Origin of the sequence: Actinokineospora guangxiensis, from assembly GCF_042657845.1 — a bacterium.
Lineage (GTDB): Bacteria > Actinomycetota > Actinomycetes > Mycobacteriales > Pseudonocardiaceae > Actinokineospora > Actinokineospora guangxiensis.
The window spans coordinates 125517-146393 of the sequence record NZ_JBHSKF010000013.1 but is presented as its reverse complement, the minus strand read 5'-3'; the positions used below and the strand labels follow the sequence as shown (position 1 = coordinate 146393).

Sequence of the window (20877 nt, the reverse complement as noted above, 5' to 3'; positions counted from 1 at the left end):
CGCCGCCGACCGCCGGGCGCAGAGAAGAAGACGCAGCAATGGCCGCCGGGGAGGTGTGCTGGTTGTTCTCTCGTGCAGGCCGCGACCGCTGAGCAGGCTGGGGCCATGCCGATGATCACCGCGCCACCGGGCTGAGACGCCCCGTCGCAGAACCTCTGACCACCGCAGGCCCCGCGCACCAGTGAGACACGGAGGCACACTCGATGGACACCAGCGACGGTCACTTCCCGCTGTCGTTCGAGCAGGAACAGATGTGGTTTCTCGACCAGCTCCGCTCCGGTGCCGACGAGTACCTGCTGCACTGGGCGTTCCGGCTGCGGGGACCGCTGGACCTGGCCGCGCTGGGCGGTGCGCTGTCGGATGTCGCCGAGCGGCACGAGGTGCTGCGCACCCGCTACGACGTCGCCGACGGCAGGCCCGTCCAGCTCATCGCCGAGCCCGCGCCTGTCGAGGTCGCCGTCGTGGACCTGACCGCGTTCCCGGACGCCGAGGCCCGTGCCGCCGAGATCTCCGCGAGCGAGGCCGCGACCGCCATCGACCTGACCGCGTCCCCGTGGCGGACCACGCTCGTGCGCCTCGCCGAGGACGACGCCCTGCTGGTGCTCGTCGTGCACCACATCGCCTTCGACAACCCCTCGATGGGCATCCTCGCCCGCGAGCTGCGCGCCTTCTACACCGCCCGGACCGAGGGCGTCGCCGCCGACCTCGACGCGCTGCCCCTGCAGTTCGCCGACTTCGCCGACTGGCAGCGCGAGTGCTGGGACACCCCCACCCCGGCGGGCGTCCGCAGCACGCAGCACTGGCGCGAGCTGCTGGCGGGCATGCCGGCGCTGGAGCTGCCCGCCGACCGGCCCCGGCCCGCGCGGTGGAACCCCGAGGGCGGCATCGCCCGGTTCGTCGTGCCCGCCGAGCTGGCGACCGATGTCCTCGCCGTCGGGCGGGCCGCGGGCGCCACCCCGTTCATGACCTTCCTCGCCGCGTTCAACCTGCTGCTGGGCCGCTACTCCGGCGGCGCGGACTTCGGCGTCGGCGTGTCCCTCGGCGGGCGCGACCAGGTCGAGCTGGAGCAGCTGATCGGCCCGCTGCTCACCACCGTCGTCCTGCGCGCCGACCTCGCGGGCGACCCCACCTTAGCCATCCTGCTCGACCGCACCAGGGAGACCACCCTGGACGCCTTCGAGCACCGCCAGGTGCCCTTCCAGCAGCTCGTCGCCGCGCTCGCGCCCGACCCCGACCTCTCCCGCAACCCGCTGTTCCAGGCGGCTTTCGTCGTGCACAACGCGCGCGGGGAAAGCCTGACGCTGCCCGGTGTGGACGTCGAGCAGGTGCCCGGGACCTCGATGGCCGCGCCGTTCGATCTGACCCTGCACATGGCCGAGAGCGCCGACGGCTCCTGGGCGGGCCGCCTGCTGTTCCCGACGGCCCTCTTCGACGCCGACCGCGTCGAGCGGATGGCCGCGAACTACCTGGCGCTGCTCGCCCGCCTGGCCGCCGACCCCGCCGCGCCGCTGAGCACCGTCACCCTGCTCGCCGACGCCGAACGCGACCAGCTGCTCGACTGGGCGCGAGGCGACGACGAGACAGTGGGCGCGCCGCTGCCCGACCTCGTCCGCGCGCGTGCCGCCGAAACCCCCGACGCCGTCGCCGTGGTCTCCGGCGACCAGCGGCTCACCTACGCCGACCTGCTCGACCGCTCCGACCGCCTCGCCGCCTACCTGCGGGCCCACGGCGTCACCGCGGACACGCCGGTCGGCGTCGCCATGCACCGCGGAACCGACCTGGTCGTCGCCTTGCTGGGCACTCTCGCCGCGGGCGGGGTGTACGTGCCGCTGCCGCCGGACCTGCCCGCCGAGCGGCTCGCCTTCGTGCTCGCGGACGCCCAGGTCCGCCTCGTCCTGACCCAGGCCGAACTGCTCGACGCGCTGCCCGTCCCCGCCATCGCCGTCCCCGCCATCGCCGTCGACACCCACCGCGACGAGATCGCCGCCCACGCCCCCGCCGCGCCTGTCGCGCTGGAGCCGGAGAACGCCGCGTACGTCATGTACACCTCGGGCTCGACCGGCAAGCCCAAGGGTGTGGTGGTCCCGCACCGCGGCATCCGCAACCGCGTCCTGTGGGCCGTCACCACCCACGGCCTGACCGCCGGGGACCGCGTCCTGCAGAAGACCACGGCAGGCTTCGACGCCTCCGTCTGGGAGTTCCTCGCCCCGCTGGTCTCCGGCGGCGCGGTCGTCATGGCCCCGCGCGGGGCCCACCGCGACCCGGCCGCGATGGTCCGCGCGGTCGCCGAGCACGGCGTCACCGTGCTCCAGCTCGTGCCGTCGGTGCTGCGGCTGGTGGTCGAGGAGCCGGGCCTGGCCGACTGCGCCGCGCTGCGCCTGGTGTGCTCGGCGGGCGAACCGCTGCCCGCCGAGCTGTGCCTGCGGCTGCGCGCGGTCGTGGACGTCGAGGTCTACAACACCTACGGCCCCACCGAGTGCTCCATCGACGCCACGGCGTGGCGCTACCGCGGTGACGAGGACGGGACAGTGCCGATCGGCGCACCGCTGACCGGCATCGGCGCCTATCTGGTCGACGCCGACGACCAGCTGGTCCCCATCGGCGTGCCCGGCGAGCTGTGCCTGGCGGGCGTCGGCCTCGCCCGCGGCTACGCGGGGCGCGGCGACCTGACCGCCGAGCGGTTCACCCCGCACGCCTACCCCCGGACCCCGGGCGAGCGCTGGTACCGCACCGGCGACGTGGCCCGCCTGCGCGCCGACGGCGCGCTGGAGTTCCTCGGCCGCGTCGACGCCCAGGTGAAGGTGCGCGGCGTGCGCGCCGAGCCCGGCGAGGTTGAGGCCGTGCTGGCCGCCCACCCCGCGGTGGCCGCCGCGGCGGTCACCAGCGCCCGCCGCGACTCCGGCGATGTCGAGCTGGTCGGCTACTTCGTGCCCGCCGCCGCCACCACCCAGGACGAGCTGACCGGGTTCCTGGCCGAGCGCCTGCCCGCCGCCCTCGTCCCGTCCGCGCTCATCCCGCTCGACGCGCTTCCCCAGCTGCCCAACGGCAAGGTCGACCGCGCCGCCCTCCCGGACCCCTGGCAGGAGCCGCGCGATACCGACCCGGGCGACCCCCATGCCTACGTCGCTCCGCGCACCGACACCGAGCGCGTCGTGGTCACGGCCATGGCCGAGCTGCTCGGCCGCGACCGGCTCGGCGTGGACGATGACTTCTTCGCCGCGGGCGGCCACTCGCTGCTCGCCATCCGGCTCGTGCACCGGCTGCGCCGCGACTTCGCCGTCGAGCTGAGCGTGGAGTCCGTGTTCGACGCCCGCACCGCGGCCAAGCTCGCCGTCGTCGTGGCGGTCGCGACCACCCCCGCCGAGGCGGGCATCGTGCCCGTGCCGCGCGGCGACGCGCTGCCGACCTCCTTCGGCCAGCAGCGGCTGTGGTTCCTCGACCAGCTCGAACCCGGCAGCACCGAGTACCTGATCCCGCTGGCCTTCCGCCTCGACGGGCCGCTGGACCCGGCCGTGCTGCGTCGCGCCGTCGACCGGGTCGCCGCCCGGCACGAGGTGCTGCGCACCCGCTACACCGAGCGGGGCGGGCTGCCGGTGCAGGTGGTCGACCCGCCCGGCCCGGTCGCCTTCCACCACGTCGACCTGGCGGGCGAGGCCGACACCGAGGACCGCGCCACCGCCATCGTCGAAGCGGCCAACACCCGCCCGTTCGACCTCGCCCGCGAGCACCCGCTGCGCGTCACCGTGGTGCGCACCGCGCCCGAGCGGCACCTGGTCGCGGTCACCCTGCACCACATCGCCTTCGACGCCTGGTCGATGGGCGTGTTCCTGCGCGAGGTGAACGAGGCCTGCGCGCACGACGCCGTGCCCGCCCCGCTGCCGGTCCAGTACGCCGACTACTCGGTCTGGCAGCGCGAGCAGCAGTCCGCCGAGCAGCTGGACTACTGGCGCGACAAGCTCGCGGGCCTCAGCCCGGTCGAGCTGATCACCGACCGGCCCCGGCCCGCCGACCGCGACCCGCGCGGCGACAACGTCGTGGTCGAGGTGCCCGGCCCGGCCGCCGCCGGGGTGCGGGAGCTGGCCAACCGCACCGGGTCGACGGTGTTCACCGTCCTGCTGGCCGCCTTCGACGTGCTGCTGGCCCGGCACACCGGCCGCACCGACATCGCCGTCGGCACGCTGGTCGCGGGCCGCACCAGGGAGGAGACCGAGGACCTGGTCGGGTTCTTCGTCAACACCCTGGTCCTGCGCACCGACCTCGGCGGCGACCCGTCCTTCACCGACCTGGTCGACCGGGTGCGCGGCACCGCGCTCGGCGCGTTCGCCAACCAGGACGTCCCCTTCGAGCACCTGGTCGACGCGCTGCGCCCCGGCCGCGACCCCTCGCGCAACCCGCTGGTGCAGGTCGTGTTCGAGGTCCAGCACCTCGGCGGGCTGCTGCCCCGGGAGCTGGCGGGCTGCGCGGCCACCGGCCTGGCCAGCGGCGACCCGGTCGCGAAGTTCGACCTGACCCTGACGGTCAAGGACCTGCCCGACGGCCGCCTGCGCTGCTGGTTCGAGTACGCCACCTCCCTGTTCGAGCGCTCCACCGTGGAGCGCCTGGCAGGCCACTACGTCCGCCTGCTGGAGAGCGCCACGCGCGACCCGGCCGCCCCCATCGGGCAGCTCGACGCCCTCACCCCCGGCGAGCACCGCGAGATCCTCACCGACTGGCCCGCGCCCGACGCGCACCTGGTGGACGTGCTGGACCCGGCCGCCGAGCGCCACCTGTCGGTCACCGAGCTGTTCGAGCGGCAGGCCGCCGCCACCCCGGCGGCGGTGGCGCTGGTCTTCGGCGACGAGGAAGTCACCTTCGCCGACCTCAACGCCCGCGCCAACCGCATGGCCCACCTGCTCCGCGCGGGCGGCGTCCGGCCCGAGACCACCGTCGTGACGTGCATGGAGCGCGGCATCGACGCGATCGTGGTGCTCTTCGGGATCATGAAGGCGGGCGGGGTGTACGTGCCGCTGGACCCCTCGCACCCGGCCGACCGGCTGAACTTCATGATCGCCGACGCGGGCGCGCGCACCGTCGTCACGGCGGCCAAGTTCGCCGACCGGCTGCGCGGCGAGGACCGCCGCGTGATCGTCGTGGACGAGGACGACTGGTCGGCCGGGCAGCCCGGCACCGACCTGGTTCCCGTGGCCGCGCCGGAGAACCTGGCCTACATCATCTACACCTCGGGCTCGACCGGCCGCCCCAAGGGCGTGATGATCTCCCGCCGCTCCTACGCCCACCACTGCCGGGTCAACGCCGACTACTACGACGTCGGCCCCGGCGAGCGGGTCATCCTGCTCTCCGCTCTGACCTTCGACCTGTCGATGGACCAGATCGCCACGACCCTCATCGCCGGGGCCACGCTCGTGGTCAGCGACCCGGTGTTCTGGACCCCGGGCGAGCTGCCCGGCAAGCTCGCCCGGCACCGCGTGACGATCGTGGAGATGACCTCGGCGTACTACCGCGAGATGCTTGAGTCCGATGTGGACAAGCTGGTCGACGTGAAGCTGATGAGCGTCGGCTCCGAGGTCGTCACCGTCGCCGACGCCCAGCGGTGGGCCGCGACCGGCCTGCCCGCCCGGTTCATGTGCAACTACGGGCCGACCGAGACCACGATCACCTGCATGGTCAACGCCGTCGTCGGCGACCTGGCCGACGAGCGCGGCACCGCTTCGCTGCACATCGGGTACCCGATCGCGGGCACCCGGGCCCACGTGCTCGACGCCGACCTGCGCCCGCTGCCCGTCGGCGCGCCGGGCGAGCTGTGCCTCGGCGGCGTGCGCCTGGCCCGCGGCTACCTCGACCGGCCCGCCCTGACCGCCGCCCAGTTCGTGCCCGACCCGTTCGGCGACGAGCCCGGCGCCCGGCTGTACCGCACCGGCGACCTCGTCCGCTACCGCCCCGACGGCGCCGTGGAGTTCCTCGGCCGCATCGACCAGCAGGTCAAGATCCGCGGCCTGCGCATCGAGTTGGGCGAGATCGAGGCCGCCCTGGCCGAGCACCCCGACATCAGCGCCGCCGCCGTGCTGGCCAAGGAGATCACCCCCGGCGACAAGCGCCTGGTCGCCTACCTGGAGTGGGACCGCGCCGACGAGCCGGACATCGGCGCGCTGCGCGAGCACCTGCGCGGGCTGGTGCCGGAGTACATGGTCCCGGCCGCCTGGATCACCCTGCCCGCGCTGCCGCTGACCTCCAGCAAGAAGGTCGACCGCGCCGCGCTGCCCGACCCGACGCCCGACCAGCTCGGCGGCCGCGAGCACGTGCCGCCGCGCGACCCGGCCGAGGAGGTCGTCGCCGAGGTGTGGGCCGAGGTGCTCGGCGTCGCCAGGGTCGGCGCGTTCGACGACTTCTTCGAGCTGGGCGGGCACTCGCTGATGGCCACCAGGGTGCTGGCCCGGCTGCGCGCGGCCCTGGCCGTCGACCTGCCGCTGCGCAGCCTGTTCGACGCCACCACGGTCGCCGAGCTGGCGGCCGTCGTCACCGACCTCATCACCGCAGAGGTGGACGACGAGATCGACGCGATGACAGACCACGAGATGAGCGAACTCCTGTCCGGAAAAGGTGTGTGATGACCGAAATCCTCGACCGCTCCGCCCTGCGCGCCGAGCTGGTGCGGCGCAGGCTGCGCGGCACCGCCGCGGCACCGACGGACAACCGCATCCAGCCGGTCCGCCGGGACGTCCCGCTCGTGCTCTCCTCGGCCCAGCGCAGGCTCTGGATTCTGGAGCAGCTGCGCTCCGGCGGCGCCGAGTACCTGATCTCCACCGTCCTGCGGCTGCGCGGCGGCCTCGACACCGCCGCGCTGCGCACCGCGCTGGACGCGCTCGTCGCCCGGCACGAGGTGCTGCGCACCCGCTACGTCGTGCACGACGGCGAGCCCGTCCAGGTGGTCGACGCGCCCGCCGCCGTCGCGCTCATCGAGACCGACCTGTCCGGTGTGGACGAAGCAGCGGCCCGCGAGCGGCTGGACGCGTGGATGACCCACGACCGCGCCCCGGTCGACCTCGCCACCGACCCCGTCCTCTCCGCCCGCCTGGTGAAGCTCGCCGACGACGACCACGCGCTGCTGCTCACTGTGCACCACATCGCCTTCGACGAGTGGTCCGAGCAGCTGCTGTGGCGTGAACTCGACCAGCACTACACCGCCGCGCTCGACGGCCGCGCCGCCGACCTCGCGCCGCTGCCAGTGCAGTACGCCGACTACGCCGCCTGGCAGCGCGAAGCGACCTCCGGCGCCGCGCTGGAGCGCCAGCTCGCCTTCTGGCGCGGGCAGCTCGCCGGGGCCGCCCCGCTGCAACTGCCGACCGACCGGCCCCGGCCCCCGGTGCGCGACGGCCGCGGCGACCAGGTGTCCTTCGCGGTGCCCGCCGAGCACGCCCGCGCCATCGTCGCGCTGGGCCGCGAGATCGGCGCGACGCCGTTCATGTCGCTGCTGGCCGTCTACGCGGTCATGCTGGCCCGCACCAGCGGCAAGCGCGACATCACCGTCGGCACGCCGGTGGCCAACCGGGACCGCGCCGAGGCCCAGGACCTGATCGGCCTGTTCCTCAACACGCTGGTCCTGCGGCTGGACCTCGACGGCGAGCCGACCTTCCGCGAGGTGCTGGCCCGGGTCAAGGAGACCGCGCTGGAGGCCTACGGCCACCAGGACGTCCCGTTCGAGAAGCTGGTGGAGGAGCTGGGCGTCGAGCGCGACCCGGCCAAGACCCCGCTGTTCTCCACCATGTTCCTGCTGGAGTCGACCGGCGCGGGCCGCCGCCGCTTCGCCGACCTGGCCACCGCGCCGCTGTCGGTGGGGGAGAGCGCGGCCAAGTTCGACCTGACCGTCGCCGTCGCCGAGCACCCCGACGGCAGCCTGGCAGGCGCGGTCAACTACGCCACCGCCCTGTTCGACCGCGACACCGCCGAACGTGTGGCCGCCCGGTTCACCACTCTGGCCGCGGGCATCGCCGCCGCGCCGGACACCCCGATCGGCGACCTGCCCGTCCTGCCCGCCGCCGAGCGCGCGCAGGTCCTCGGTGCGTGGATGGACACCGCGAAGGAGTACCCGACCGGCACGCTGGTCTCTTTCTTCGAGCAGCAGGTCGCGCGGACCCCGGACGCGCTCGCGGTCGCCTCGGAGCACGAGCGGCTGACCTACGCGGAGCTGAACGCGCGCGTCAACCGGCTCGCGCACCGGCTCATCGGCGAGGGCGTCGGGCCGGAGTCCATCGTGGGCGTGTGCCGCCGGCGCGGCGCCGGCCTGGTCGAGGCGCTGCTGGCGGTGCAGAAGGCGGGTGCGGCGTACCTGCCGCTCGACCCGGACTACCCGGCCGAGCGAGTCGAGTTCATGCGCGCCGACGCGGGCGCGGCCACCGTCCTCACCGATGAGGACCCGCCCGCCGACGGCCCCGACCACGATCCGGGCGTCGCCATCCACCCCGACCACCCCGCCTATGTCATCTACACCTCCGGCTCGACCGGCAGGCCCAAGGGCGTCGTGGTCTCCCACCGCGCCATCGTCAACCGCCTGCACTGGATGCAGGACGCCTACGGCATCGGCGGCGACGACCGGGTCCTGCAGAAGACCCCGTACAGCTTCGACGTCTCGGTGTGGGAGTTCTTCTGGCCGCTGATCACCGGCGCCACCCTCGTCATGGCCCGCCCCGGCGGCCACCGCGACCCGCACTACCTGGCCGAGCTGATCACCGCGGAGCGGATCACCACGCTGCACTTCGTGCCATCGATGCTGCGCGCGTTCCTCACCGACGGGTTCGCCGCGCTGCCGTCGCTGCGCCGGATGATCTGCAGCGGCGAGGCCCTGCCCGCCGACCTGGTCGACGCCGTGCACGAGCGCATCGGCTGCGAGCTGCACAACCTCTACGGGCCGACCGAGGCCGCCGTCGACGTCACCGCCGACCGCTGCGCCCCCGGCTCGCCGGTCACCATCGGCAGGCCGATCGCCAACACCCGCACCTACATCGTGGACGACGCGCTGCGCCCGGTCCCGGTCGGCGTGCCCGGCGAACTGCTGCTCGGCGGTGTCCAGCTGGCCCGCGGCTACCTCGGCAGGCCCGGCCTGACCGCCGACCGCTTCGTCCCCGACCCGTTCACCGGCGGCGGCACGCGGCTCTACCGCACCGGCGACCTGGCCCGGTACCTGCCCGACGGCCGCATCGAGTACCTGGGCAGGCTCGACCACCAGGTCAAGATCCGCGGCCACCGCGTCGAACTCGGCGAGGTCGAGGCTGTGCTCCTGCAGGCCCCGGGTGTCGCCGACGCCGCCGCGGCCGTGCGCTCGGACGCGCTCGTCGGCTACCTCGTCGCGGATCGGGGGACCGAGCCGGACATCCCGGCGGTGACCGCGTTCCTCGGCGGGCGGCTGCCCTCGGCGATGGTCCCGTCCGCGTGGGTGGTGCTCGACGCGCTGCCGCTCACCGCCAGCGGCAAGACCGACCGCGGCGCGCTCCCCGAGCCCGACCGCAGCCGCGCCGCGGGCGAGTACACCGCGCCCCGCACCGCCACCGAGCGCGCCGTGGTCGACGCGCTGGCCGCCGCGCTGGGGGTCGAGCGGGTCGGCGTGCACGACCGGTTCTTCGACCTCGGCGGCGACTCCATCCGCGCCATCCGGGCCATCGGCGCGCTGCGCGCCGACGGGTTCGCCCTGTCCGTGCAGGACGTCTTCACCCACCAGTCCGCCGCCGAGCTGGCCGCGCTCGCCGGCAACGCCGCCGCGGCGGCGCAGGACGTGCTGGTGGAGCCGTTCACGCAGATCAGCGAGGCCGACCGGGCGAAGCTGCCTGCGGGCCTGGCCGACGCCTACCCGCTCGGGCAGATCCAGGCGGGCATGCTCTACGAGATGCAGGCGGGCGGCGAGCACACCGTCTACCAGAACGTCACCAGTTTCCAGATCGCCGACGACGGCCCGTTCTCCCTCGACGCCCTGCGCGAGGCCGCCGCGATGGTGATCGACCGCCACGACGTGCTGCGCACCGCCTTCGACGTCACCACCTTCTCCACTCCCATGCAGCTGGTGCTGGAGCACGCCCCGCTGGAGGTCGGCTATGACGACCTGCGCGGTATGCCGGAGTCCGAGCAGCAGGCGGTGATCTCGGCCTACCGCGACGCGATGCACGCCTCCCCGGTCGAGGTGAGCAAGGCGCCCCAGCTGCGCTGGCACGCCCACCAGACCGGCGAGCGCGACTGGGTGCTCACCCACACCGAGTGCCACGCCATCCTCGACGGCTGGAGCCACCACTCGCTCATCGCCCAGCTGCGCGAGACCTACCGCGCCGTCCGCGACGGCGACACCGACTCCCTGCCCACCCCGCCGCCCGCCCGCTACGCCGACTTCGTCGCCCTGGAACAGCGCTCGCTGGCCTCCCCTGTCGACCGCGAGTACTGGCGCGCCCGCGTCCACGACCACGACCGCCTCGCGCTGCCCGCCGACACCGCCCCGCCCGGCTACGGCAGGGTGGAGGAGCTGCGGGTGCGCTGGCGCCACCTCGAACCCGCCCTGCGCGCCCTGGCCGCGAGCACTCGCACCTCGCTCAAGACCGTCATGCACACCGCGCACCTGGCGATGCTCGGCGCGATCAGCGGCCAGCGCCGCTTCTACACCGGGCTGGTGTGCAACGGCCGCGCCGAGCTGGAGCGCGGCGACGAGGTGATCGGCATGCACCTCAACACGCTGCCGTTCGCCGTCGACCTCGCCGCCCCCAGCTGGCGGGACCTGCTGCGCGCGGTCTTCGCCGAGGAGCTGGCGCTGTGGCCGCACCGGCGCTACCCGCTCTCGGACATCCAGCGCGAGTGGGGGCGGGAGACCCCGCTGATCTCCTCGATCTTCTCCTACCTCGACTTCCACGTGCTCGACGAGCAGCAGAGTGTCTTCGGCGAGATCACCGACGACAGCCCCAACGAGTTCACCCTGACCGTGGTGACCTTCCCCGGCGAGCTGCGCATCGAGGCGCGCACGGGGTGGGCGACGAAGGAGCGCGTGGACGCCCTCGGCGCGACCTTCCTGCACGCGCTGGAGTCGATGATCGCCAACGACGGCGCGAACCCCGTCGACCTGCGCTCCACCCCGGCCGCGCTGCCCACCACCCCGCCGCGCACCTGGCCCGCGCTGCCGGAGCTGTGCGTGACCGATCTGGTGGCCGCCCAGGTCGCGGCCCGACCGGACGCTGTCGCCGTCGAGTGCGGCGAGACCGGCGTGACCTACCGGGAGCTGGACGAGCGGGCCAACCAGCTCGCCCACCTGCTCATCGAGCGCGGCGTCGGGCCGGACACCCCGGTCGGGGTGTGCATGGAGCACGGCGTCGACGTCGTCACCGCGCTGCTCGGCGTCCTGAAGGCGGGCGGCTGCTACCTGCCGCTGGAGCCCAAGCACCCGGACGCCCGACTCGCCGACATCGTCGCCGACGCGGGCGCCACCCTGGTCCTGACCCGGCCGGAGTCCGCCGACCGCTTCCCCGGCGCGCTCCTGGTCGATCCTGAGTGGACCCTGGTGGACGGCAGGCCCGCCACCGCGCCGGAGGTGGCGCTCGCACCGGACAACCTGGCCTACATCGTCTACACCTCCGGCTCGACCGGTCGCCCCAAGGGCGTGCTGACCACCCACCGCAACGTGGTGAGGCTGGTGCTCGACGCCGACTACACCCAGCTCGACGCCGACCAGGTGCTGCTGCTGTTCAGCACGCTGGCCTTCGACGCGGCCACCTTCGAGATCTGGGGCGCGCTCGGCAACGGCGCCCGGATCGCGGTCGCGCCGTCGGACGCCCGCACCGCCGCGCAGCTGGAGGAGGTGCTGGACAGGCACGCGGTCACCACGCTGTTCCTCACCACCGGCCTGTTCAACGCGCTGGTGGACGTGCGCCCCGACGCGCTCGCCCGCGTCCGGCACGTGGTGACCGGCGGAGAAGCCCTGTCGCCCGAGCACATCCGCAAGGCCATCGAGCACGGCATCCCCGTCGGCAACATCTACGGCCCCACCGAGACCACCACGTTCGCCGTCTGCCGCCCGCGCGTCGACCTCGCCGACACGGCGGGCCCGGTCCCGATCGGCCTGCCCATCACCCACACCTGGGTGGAGGTCGTGGACGAAGACCTCAACCCGGTCCCGTTCGGCGTGCCCGGCGAACTGCTCATCGGCGGCCCCGGCCTCGCCCGCGGCTACCACGGCAGGCCCGACCTGACCGCCGAGCGGTTCGTGCCCGACCCGACCCGGCCGGGCCAGCGCCTCTACCGCACCGGCGACATCGTCCGGCGCGACCCGGACCTCACCCTGCACTACGTCGGCAGGCGCGACCACCAGGTCAAGGTCCGCGGCCACCGCGTCGAACTCGGCGAGGTCGAAGCCGCGATCGGGTCGCTGGCCCCGGTCCGGGCCGCCGCGGCGGCCACCGTCCGCGGGGCGGACGGCGTCACCCAGCTCGTGGGCTACGCCGTCGTGGAGGAGACCTGGCAGGGCTCGCTGGCCGACCTGATGCGCGCCTCGTTCCCCGACTTCCTCGTCCCGACCCTGTGGGTGGACCTGCCCGCACTCCCGCTCACCCACGCGGGCAAGGTCGACCGCGCCGCCCTGCCCACCCCCGGGGCCGCCGCGGCGCGGGAGTACAAGCCGCCGCGCACCCAGGCCGAACGCGCCGTGGCCGACATCTGGGCCGAGGTGTTCGACCTGCCCAGGGTCGCCCGCGACGACGACTTCTTCGCCCTCGGCGGCCACTCCCTGCTCACCCTGCGCGTCATCGCCCTGCTCCGCGAACGCCGCGGCGTGGAGATGACGGTCCGCTCGTTCCTGGAGCACCGGACCGTGGAAGCCCTCGCGGCGGCCATCGACACCGGAATGCCCAGCCGCGCGGTGTTCTGGCTCAACCGCAAGGGCGAGCAGACCCCGCTGGTCTGCGTGCACCCCGGCGGCGGCAGCGCCCACTGGTACGAACTGCTCGCCGCGCACCTGGACCCGGACCTGCCGGTGCTGGCCATCGAGTGGCCGAACCTGCACCGCCACAACGGGAAGGTGCCCACCACCGAGGAGATGGCCGCCCGCTACGTCGCCGAACTGCGGGAGGAGCAGCCCCACGGGCCCTACCGCGTCTTCAGCTGGTGCGGCGGCAGCGGCGTGGGCACCGAGATGGCCCGCCTGCTCCAGGACGCGGGCGAGGAGGTCACCCTCATCCTCATGGACCCGGCGGTGGACGCCTCGGAGAAGAAGCACCTGCGCAACGAGTTCAGCCTGATCCAGCGCTGCGTGTCCAACCTGGAGGCCCTGGACGCCGCCCCCGCCGACCTCGACACCACCGCCCTGCGGCAGGACACCCTGGCCCTGCTGGAGCACCTGGTAGACGACATCGACGACGGCATCACCCTGCCCGAGCGCGGCTCCGGCATCTGGCTGCCCGCCGTGCGCATGTGGGACGAGTGCATGGAGATGATGCTGACCTACGACCACCGCCCCTACCCGGGCCGCCTGCACCTGATCATCGGCGACGAACTCGCCCAGGGAGAGCACGAGGTAACCGACAACACCCAGACCTACACCGACTACCTCACCCGCTGGCGCGACCTCAGCGACACCCTCGTCGTGCACCGCACCCCCGGCGACCACTTCTCCATCATCAAGGACCACGTCACCGACCTGGCCGCGACCATCACCGCGGTCCTGGCCGAGGACTGAGCCGGCGAACACCCGCCGGTCGCCAGATCCACCTGGCGACCGGCGGGTGTTCGCCTGGCGTCAAACGACGTCCAGCCGGGGCGCGCTGGAGGCGGATTGCGCTGCCTGGACGACGGTCTCGGCGTCGGTCAGGCTGTGGACCCGGACCAGGAGCGCGGGCACTGCCCGTTTCGTGGGTCGGGTGGTGTAGACGGCGAACATGCGGGTCGCTTGGTTGTAGACGACCGCCTTGGCCTCGTTCCAGCCGACGTGCAGGAACTGGCGGCGCACCAAGCCCACGAAGAGGAAGAGCAGCCTGCGATCGGTGCACGCCAGCACCCCGTGGCCCTCGCCGAACCCGGCGGTCAGGGCGAGAACGCGCTCCTCCGGCTCCAGGTAGTCGACGAGGAGGCTGATCTCCTTCCGGGCGCCGAGGAGTCCACCGTGGACGCGGGCGAGCGCGTCGGCGATGTCCTTCCGCAGTCCCGGCCCGACCGGGTCAGGCGTCCGCTCGGCTTGGGGTTGGGGCTGAGCGGGCGGGTAGCGGGTGTGGAACGTCCAACGGCCTCCGTCCCAGTACCGGAGCAGGGCGTCGTCCATGGGGTCGCGCAGCCAGGCGGCGGGTCGGGTCATGGCGTTCACTCGCCGTCGTCGGAGAGAGCGCCGTCGCCACCCGCGTCCGCGTGGGCACCAACCATCGCGAGGTGGTGGCCGGGGGCCGAGGCGCGCCACTCCAGGGCCTCGGCGGTCTCGGTGTACTCCAGAACGTGGTCGTCACCGAGTTCGACCAACATCTCCCGCACTTGCGCGGGTGTGGCGTAGAAGAACTCGCGCCGGTGGTTGACCGCGTTGACCCGCTTGCCCGCCAGCCGCTGGTGCAGGGCGCTCTCCAACTCGACGGCGTCCTCGGAGAAGAACAGCGCGTGCGTGTCGAACCGGAACGGCACCGATGCGTCGCCCAACTCGCGGACCCGGTCCATCGGCTCCAACCGCCGAGTCATGCCGATCTTGACGACCTCCGGCCCGAACGCGCCGATGTTGGAGATCACGTAGACGTAGCCCGCCCGGACGTTCGCCGCGCGGTTCTCCACCCCGGCGATGGCGGACTCGACTCCGGCGAGCTGCTCGCGCGCCCGCGCCAGCGCGTCGACATCACCATTGGCCTCCAGCCGGGTGACCACGGTGAGGAAGTGCGCGTGCTCCTTCGCCAGCTTCGCGCGTTCCCGCTCGATCTCCTTGAGGAGCTTGGCTTCTTCACGAAGACGCTCGCGGTCCGCGCGCGCCTGCTCACGTTCAGCCTCGACCTTGGTGAGGTAGTCGGCGGTGAGGTCGATCTCCATCAGCCGAAGCCGGTGGTAGGAAGCCGAAACGGCGATGTGCATGAGCGCGCCCAGCTTCCCGATGGTCTCCCTGGTCTTGGTGAGCCTGGCCCGGACGGCTTCCCGCGTGTGCGGCTTGACCACCCGGACCGCGTTGTCGGCCTCTGCGTTGTACGCGCGCAGCATCAGCTTCGCCATGTCGCGACCCAGCCGCTGTCCCTCCTTGAGGGAACCATTCACCGCCCAGTCGACCTGGCAGCTCACCGCGTCCTGCTTGGCGGCCTCCTTGATTCGGGTGCGGAGCGCGGCCAGCGCGTCCTTGTAGGCCATCGCGTCCTGGAGGGGGTGCGCGTACTCGTACACCCCGACCTCCTGCAGGAGCGCGAGGTCCCGCGTCTCGACCAGGGTGCTTTCCAGGGCGGTCAGTTCGGCGGCGACCTGCTGCCTGCGCTCGTGCACCCGGGCGTACTCGTGCTTGGCGTTGTCCACGGTCGCACGCAGGTCCCGCAGCTCCGCTTCGCGCGCGCCCGCCTCAGCGCCGCGCAGGTGCCCGACCCAGCCGCGCAGCTCCGCGATCGTCGCGTTCGCCGCATCCAGCTGCTGCCGCAGCGCGGTCACCTCGGAGTTCTCCCGACTGCCGAACAGTGCCATCCGCACCCTCCCTGATCACGCTGACCATCGTGGACGGCTGGACACCGTTACACAGCCCCGGTCAGCGCGTTCCTCAGGCGAGCAGGCGGGCCTTGATCTCCGGCTTCACGATCTTCCCCACCTTCGACCGGGGCAGCTCCGGCCAGATCTCCACCTGCTTCGGTGCCTTCACACCGCCCACCCGCTCCCGGATGAACGCCATCAGCTCCTCGGGAGTGCTCTCGGCGCCCGCCCGCAGCTGGACGACGGCGGTGACGCGTTCACCCCACTTGGGGTCCGGGAGGCCGAGCACGGCGCTGTCCTGGACGGCGGGGTGGGCGGACAGGGCGCGCTCCACTTCGGCGGAGTAGACGTTGAAGCCGCCGGTGATGATCATGTCCTTGGCGCGGTCCACGATGTACAGGTAGTTCTCGTCGTCCAGGTAGCCGATGTCGCCGGTGTGGTGCCAGCCGTGCGTACTCGCGGCGGCGGTGGCTTCCGGGTTGTCGTGGTAGCCGTCCATGACCAGTGGTCCCCGGACGACGATCTCGCCGCGTTCCCCGCGCGCCACCAGGGCTCCTGCCGGGTCCATGATGGCGACCTGGGTGAGCGGCGTCGGACGGCCCGCGGAGGTGAAGCGCTCCACCGCGGGGGTGCCGTCGGGGCGGAAGTGGTCGGCGGGGGAGAGGGTGCAGATCATGTTCGGGGCCTCGGTCTGGCCGAACAGCTGGCCGAGGACCGGGCCGATGCGGGTCAGGGCCTCGTGCAGGCGGGTGGGGGACATCGGGGCGGCGCCGTACCAGAGGCAGCGCAGCGAACCCAGGTCGCGGGCGTCGAGGTCGGGGTGGTCGAGCAGGCCGTAGATGACCGTGGGCGGGAGGAACGCGTGGGTGATGCCGCGCTCGTCGACCAGGCGCAGGAACTCGCCGAGGTCGGGGCGGGGCATGATGACGACCTCGCCGCCCAGGGTGAGGATCGGGAACGTCAGCACCCCCGCCGAGTGGGTCAGCGGCGCGAGCGCCAGGTACCGGGGCCTGTCACCGAAGGGGTAGCTCATCAGGGTCAGGGCGGTTGCCGTGGCCATGTTGCCCGCGGTCAGGCGCACGCCCTTCGGCAGGCCGGTCGTGCCGCCGGTTCCGGCGAGCATGCACAGATCCCCACCGGTAGCCGGGACCTCGACCAGGTCGTCCTCGACCAGCCAGTCCGCGAAGGGGACCGCGCCCTCGCTCTCATCGTCCAGGCACACCAGCGTCGTCAGGGCGGGCAGGCGATCGCGGATGCGCTCCACCAGCGGCGCGAACCCGGACTGGAAGATCAGCGCCCGGCACCCGTAGAGGTCGAGCAGCTGCCGGTTCTCCTCGGCCTCGTTGCGCGGGTTGATCGGGCACCACACGGCCCCGGCGCGCGAGATGCCGAAGACGCAGACCAGCGCGTCGGGGTCGTTGGCCGAGAGCACCGCCACCGGATCGCCCGGCTGGATGCCGCTCGCCCGCAGCGCCGCGGCGACCCGCCGGGACCGGTGCACGACCTCGGCGTAGCTCAGGGTCGCCCCCTCCATGGTCAGGCAGGGGGCGTCGCCGCCCAGGGACGCGCCCTTGTCCAGGTAGTCGGCCAGCCGCATTGCTCACCTCGGGTGTGTTCGACGGGGACGGGCCCGCCGCCCGGACCGCGGGCGGCGGGCCCGTCGGTCAGCGGTGGACGTGCAGGATCGGGTCGAGCACCAGGCCGAAGGCGCGCAGCGTGCCCAGCAGCTCGCGGTGCCCGAACGCCTGGCAGCTGGAGGCGAACCCGAGGCGGTTCGGCGCGGCCCGCAGCAGGTGTGCGGCGGCGTGCGCGTTGAGCAGCGCCGTCTGCTTGTAGTTGCAGTTGCCGTGGATGACGCAGTGCGCGCGCCCCAGCGGGCCGGAGGCGTGCACCGAGTCCAGCGACGTGTTGATCCGCGGGTTCTCGCGAGGGGGCATCTCGCTGCGGATGAGCGCGGACTGCTCGTCGATGATGCGGTACTTCTCCTCGGTGGACTTGCCTTCCATCTGCTCCAGCGCCGCCGCCACGATCAGCGGCACGCCCTGCATCAGCGGTCGGTTGAACACCCCGCCGAGCGCGCGGACGTTGGCCACCCGCGGGTCGTTCTTGAACCACAGCGGGTGCGAGGTGCCGCCCCACGGCAGCGCCAGGCCCAGCTCGTGCTGCCCCGGCACGACGACGTCGTAGAGGCCCGCGTCCGGCGGCCACTCGACGTACTCGTTCTGCTCCAGGTAGTACGCCTTGGCGAAGGCGGCGTTGGTGAGGATCGTGTTGGTGGAGGCGACCGTCGGGTGGCCCTTCCAGAACACCTGGATGTCCAGGGTGTCCAGGCCCGGTGTCTCCAGGCAGATGTTCGCCGCGATCTCGCCGATCGAGTACATCTGCGCCAGGCCCGGCGTGATCACCAGGCCGCGCGCGGCGAACTCGGCGCCGTAGCGGGAGTCCGCGTCGATCATCCAGTCCTGCTCGCCGTTGGTGTCGGTGTAGTGCGCCCCGATCTCCAGGCACGCCTGCGCGACCTCGTGGCCGTAGCGGGAGAACGGGCCCACGGTGTTCAGCACGACCTTCGCGCCGCGGAAGGCCCCGGTGAGCGCGGCGACGTCGTGCTCGACCTCGACCACCTCGTGCGCCACGGTGTCGATGCCCGGCACGGCGGCGACGGCCTCCTGCACGCGCTTGAGGTCGCGGCCCGCCGCCAGGAACGGGATGTTGTACTCGCGCAGGTACTCGCAGATGAGCCTGCCGGTGTAGCCGGATGCGCCGTAGACGACGACGGGCTTGTCGGTAGCCACAGTTCTCGGTCCTCTCCTCGGGGTTCGGCCGGTCACATGCCCATGCCGCCATCGACCGGGAGGCCCGCCCCGGTGATGAACTTCGCGGCGTCGGAGGCGAGGAAGACCACGGCGTCGGCCATGTCGTCCACCTGCCCGAGGCGTCCGCCGGGCGTCAGCCCGACCACGGCTTCGACGGCTTCCTCCGGAGACCCGAACAGCCCCAGCTCGGCGGTGTCGACGGCCAGCTTCATGCCCATCGCGGTCGGGGTGAGCCCGGGGTAGACGCAGTTGACCCGCACGCCGTAGCCGAGCTTCCCCGACTCCGCCGCCGCGACCCTGGTCAGCCGGTCGATGGCGGACTTGGTCGCGGAGTAGCCGGCGATGCCGGGAAAGGCGATCGTCGCCGCGACCGAGGCGATGTTGACCACCGCGCCGCCCGCGCCCGCCGCGCCGCCGGGGCGCATGGCCCGGAACGCGTGCTTGATGCCCAGCGCGGTGCCGACCACGTTGACGTCGAGCATGGCGCGCAGGGGCGTCGGGTCCAGGTCGACGAGCAGGTTGGTGACCTCGATGCCCGCGTTGTTCACCAGGATGTCCAGGCCGCCGAGGGTGTTGACCGCGTTCGGGACGGCCTCGGCCCAGTTGTCGTCGTCGGCGACGTCGAGGGGGACGAAGTCGGCGGTGGCCCCCGCGTCGCGCAGCGCCTGCGCGGTCTGCTTGCCCTCGTCCTCCAGCACGTCGGCGATGACCACTGACGCGCCCGCCTTGGCCAGCGCCTCCGCCATCCCCGCGCCCAGGCCGCGAGCGCCTCCGGTCACCAGGGCCTTGCGCCCGCTCAGGTCGTAGCTCGTCATCGCATCTCCTCGTTGAGATCAACAAACCCGCAGGTCAGCGCCGTGGTTGGGGGAGTCATGGCTCACAGTAGGCAAGGGTTTGGACAGTCGTCAAGAATTTCTTGGACAGCTGTCAAGATTTCCTTGGACGGGCGTCAAGATCGCGTCCCGGCCGCTACGATGGGCGGGTGACCGAGGTAGTCGAGAGCAAGCAGGGCCGGATAGCCCGCCGCCAGGTCGACAAGTTCGAGACCCGGCGCTCGGAGCTGGCCGTCGCCACGCTGCACACGCTCGCCGAACTCGGCTACGCGCGGACCAGCCTGCGCGAGATCGCCCAGAAGACCGAGTTCTCCCACGGTGTCCTGCACTACTACTTCGAGGACAAGCGCGACCTGGTCACCGAGGCCGTCCGCCAGTACGAGGCCGTCTGCGTGACCCGCTACGACGAGGTCGTCGCCCGCGCGGAAACCGCCGAGCAACTGCGCGAGGACTTCGCCGCCAAGGTCTTCACCACCCTGTGCGAGGACGCGCCCCTGCACCGCCTCTGGTACGACCTGCGCAACCAGAGCCTGTTCGACGCGACCTTCCGCAAGGACGTCCTCGACATCGACGCCCGCCGCGAAGCCATGATCTGGCGCGTGATCACCCGCTACGCGCACCTGTGCGACAGCCGCCCCACCACCTCGCCGGCCACCGCCTACGCGATGCTCGACGGCATCTTCCAGCGCGCCCTGCTCAACGCCCTCTCCGGAGCCGACACCACCGCCTTGCGCGGAGAACTCGCGGTCGCCTTGGACCTGATGGTGGTTGGCGCGCGGGAGAGCTGAGGCCCCCGCGGTGTCATGGTGAGCTGGGGGCGTTGTCGCGCAACCACCGCAGCACCTGTGGCCAGTGGTCGCCGATGTCGTGCCCCGCGCCCTCGATCTCGGTGAGTTCGGCGCCGGGCAAGCGGTCGAGCATCCAGCGGACGGACTCGACGCGGATGTTGTCGTCGTCCGCGCCGTGCCAGGCGCGGACGGGAGCGGCCACCCGGGAGAGCAGGGGCGACCAGTCCGTGGCGTTCAGCAGGTGGTCCTCGACGTAGCCGTTCGGGCCTTGGCGGAAGGCCTCGACCAGCATCGCCGTCCACCAGGGGTTCGGCGTGATGCCGGTGGCGGCGCGGAACGCCTCGGGGTCCTCGCGCACCAGGGCGGCCACCTGCTCCCCGCGCGCCGTCAGCCGCCCGCGCTCGATGCGGGCCAGCTCGTCGGCGTTCAGGGCCGGACCGGGCACCCCCGAGGCCACCAGGGCGAGCGCGCTGACCCGGTGCGGCAGCAGCGCGGCCACCGCCACCGCGAACGGGCCTCCGCCCGAGCCGCCGACGACGGCCACCCCGGGAACCCCCAGATGGTCCAGGAGCTGCTCGGCGTCGTCGGCCCAACCCGCGACCGTGTGGCCGGGGAAGGGGTCGGAGAGGCCGAACCCGGGCCGTTCGGGGGCGATCACGCGCAGGCCCACCGCCGAGGCGGCGGCGTCGTCATCGACGTGCGGCACCCGGGAGTGCGGTGTCCCAGGCAGGAGAGCACGACCGGGCCGGCGGGCTCGCCCACCTCCGACCACGCCAGCACCCGACCGTCCCGCAGCGTCAT

The 20877-nt window shown here is 73.0% G+C and carries 9 protein-coding genes; 3 read left to right on the top strand and 6 right to left on the bottom strand.

What is annotated here, in order from left to right; all coding sequences use genetic code 11:
* The first annotated feature begins 203 nt into the window (after window positions 1–203).
* Together ACFPM7_RS23075 and ACFPM7_RS23070 are read left to right on the top strand one after the other, a co-directional pair.
* Window positions 204–6605: an amino acid adenylation domain-containing protein gene (locus tag ACFPM7_RS23075; protein ID WP_378249814.1), complete on the top strand. Its 6402-nt coding sequence runs from the start codon at window positions 204–206 to the stop codon at window positions 6603–6605.
* A complete protein-coding gene (locus ACFPM7_RS23070) occupies window positions 6605–13690 on the top strand; it encodes an amino acid adenylation domain-containing protein (protein ID WP_378249813.1) in 7086 nt (2361 codons plus the stop codon). The genes ACFPM7_RS23075 and ACFPM7_RS23070 overlap by 1 nt, the downstream gene beginning before the upstream one ends.
* Window positions 13691–13750: 60 nt before the next feature.
* Here the strand turns inward: ACFPM7_RS23070 and ACFPM7_RS23065 are convergent, their stop codons facing one another.
* The 5 genes from ACFPM7_RS23065 to ACFPM7_RS23045 all read right to left on the bottom strand — a co-directional run bounded on the left by ACFPM7_RS23065 (window position 13751) and on the right by ACFPM7_RS23045 (window position 19270).
* Window positions 13751–14302: a DUF2510 domain-containing protein gene (locus ACFPM7_RS23065; protein WP_378249812.1), complete on the bottom strand. Its 552-nt coding sequence runs from the start codon at window positions 14300–14302 to the stop codon at window positions 13751–13753.
* 5 nt (window positions 14303–14307) lie between these two features.
* Window positions 14308–15639 carry an SNIPE associated domain-containing protein gene (locus ACFPM7_RS23060; protein ID WP_378249811.1) on the bottom strand — a complete coding sequence of 444 codons (1332 nt, stop codon included), beginning with the start codon at window positions 15637–15639 and terminating at the stop codon, window positions 14308–14310.
* 73 nt (window positions 15640–15712) lie between these two features.
* Window positions 15713–17239: an acyl-CoA synthetase gene (locus ACFPM7_RS23055; protein ID WP_378249810.1), complete on the bottom strand. Its 1527-nt coding sequence runs from the start codon at window positions 17237–17239 to the stop codon at window positions 15713–15715.
* A gap of 67 nt (window positions 17240–17306) precedes the next feature.
* Window positions 17307–18434: a DUF5938 domain-containing protein gene (locus tag ACFPM7_RS23050; RefSeq protein WP_378249809.1), complete on the bottom strand. Its 1128-nt coding sequence runs from the start codon at window positions 18432–18434 to the stop codon at window positions 17307–17309.
* 32 nt (window positions 18435–18466) lie between these two features.
* Window positions 18467–19270 (bottom strand): SDR family NAD(P)-dependent oxidoreductase, encoded by an 804-nt coding sequence (locus tag ACFPM7_RS23045; RefSeq protein ID WP_378249808.1) that lies wholly within the window; start codon window positions 19268–19270, stop codon window positions 18467–18469.
* A 167-nt stretch (window positions 19271–19437) separates the two neighbouring features.
* On the opposite strand from ACFPM7_RS23045, the gene ACFPM7_RS23040 reads away from it, so the two are divergent.
* Window positions 19438–20076, top strand: coding sequence for a TetR/AcrR family transcriptional regulator (locus tag ACFPM7_RS23040; RefSeq protein ID WP_378249807.1), 639 nt, complete (start codon window positions 19438–19440; stop codon window positions 20074–20076).
* 13 nt (window positions 20077–20089) lie between these two features.
* Here the strand turns inward: ACFPM7_RS23040 and ACFPM7_RS23035 are convergent, their stop codons facing one another.
* Window positions 20090–20782: an alpha/beta fold hydrolase gene (locus ACFPM7_RS23035; protein ID WP_378249806.1), complete on the bottom strand. Its 693-nt coding sequence runs from the start codon at window positions 20780–20782 to the stop codon at window positions 20090–20092.
* Between the last annotated feature and the right edge of the window lie 95 nt (window positions 20783–20877).

Bases quoted from the DNA above. Each gene is read 5' to 3' on its own strand.
- ACFPM7_RS23055 (WP_378249810.1), bottom strand. From the start codon at position 17,239: ATGCGGCTGGCCGACTACCTGGACAAGGGCGCGTCCCTGGGCGGCGAC.
- ACFPM7_RS23070 (WP_378249813.1), top strand. From the start codon at position 6,605: ATGACCGAAATCCTCGACCGCTCCGCCCTGCGCGCCGAGCTGGTGCGG.
- ACFPM7_RS23075 (WP_378249814.1), top strand. From the start codon at position 204: ATGGACACCAGCGACGGTCACTTCCCGCTGTCGTTCGAGCAGGAACAG.
- ACFPM7_RS23065 (WP_378249812.1), bottom strand. From the start codon at position 14,302: ATGACCCGACCCGCCGCCTGGCTGCGCGACCCCATGGACGACGCCCTG.
- ACFPM7_RS23060 (WP_378249811.1), bottom strand. From the start codon at position 15,639: ATGGCACTGTTCGGCAGTCGGGAGAACTCCGAGGTGACCGCGCTGCGG.
- ACFPM7_RS23045 (WP_378249808.1), bottom strand. From the start codon at position 19,270: ATGACGAGCTACGACCTGAGCGGGCGCAAGGCCCTGGTGACCGGAGGC.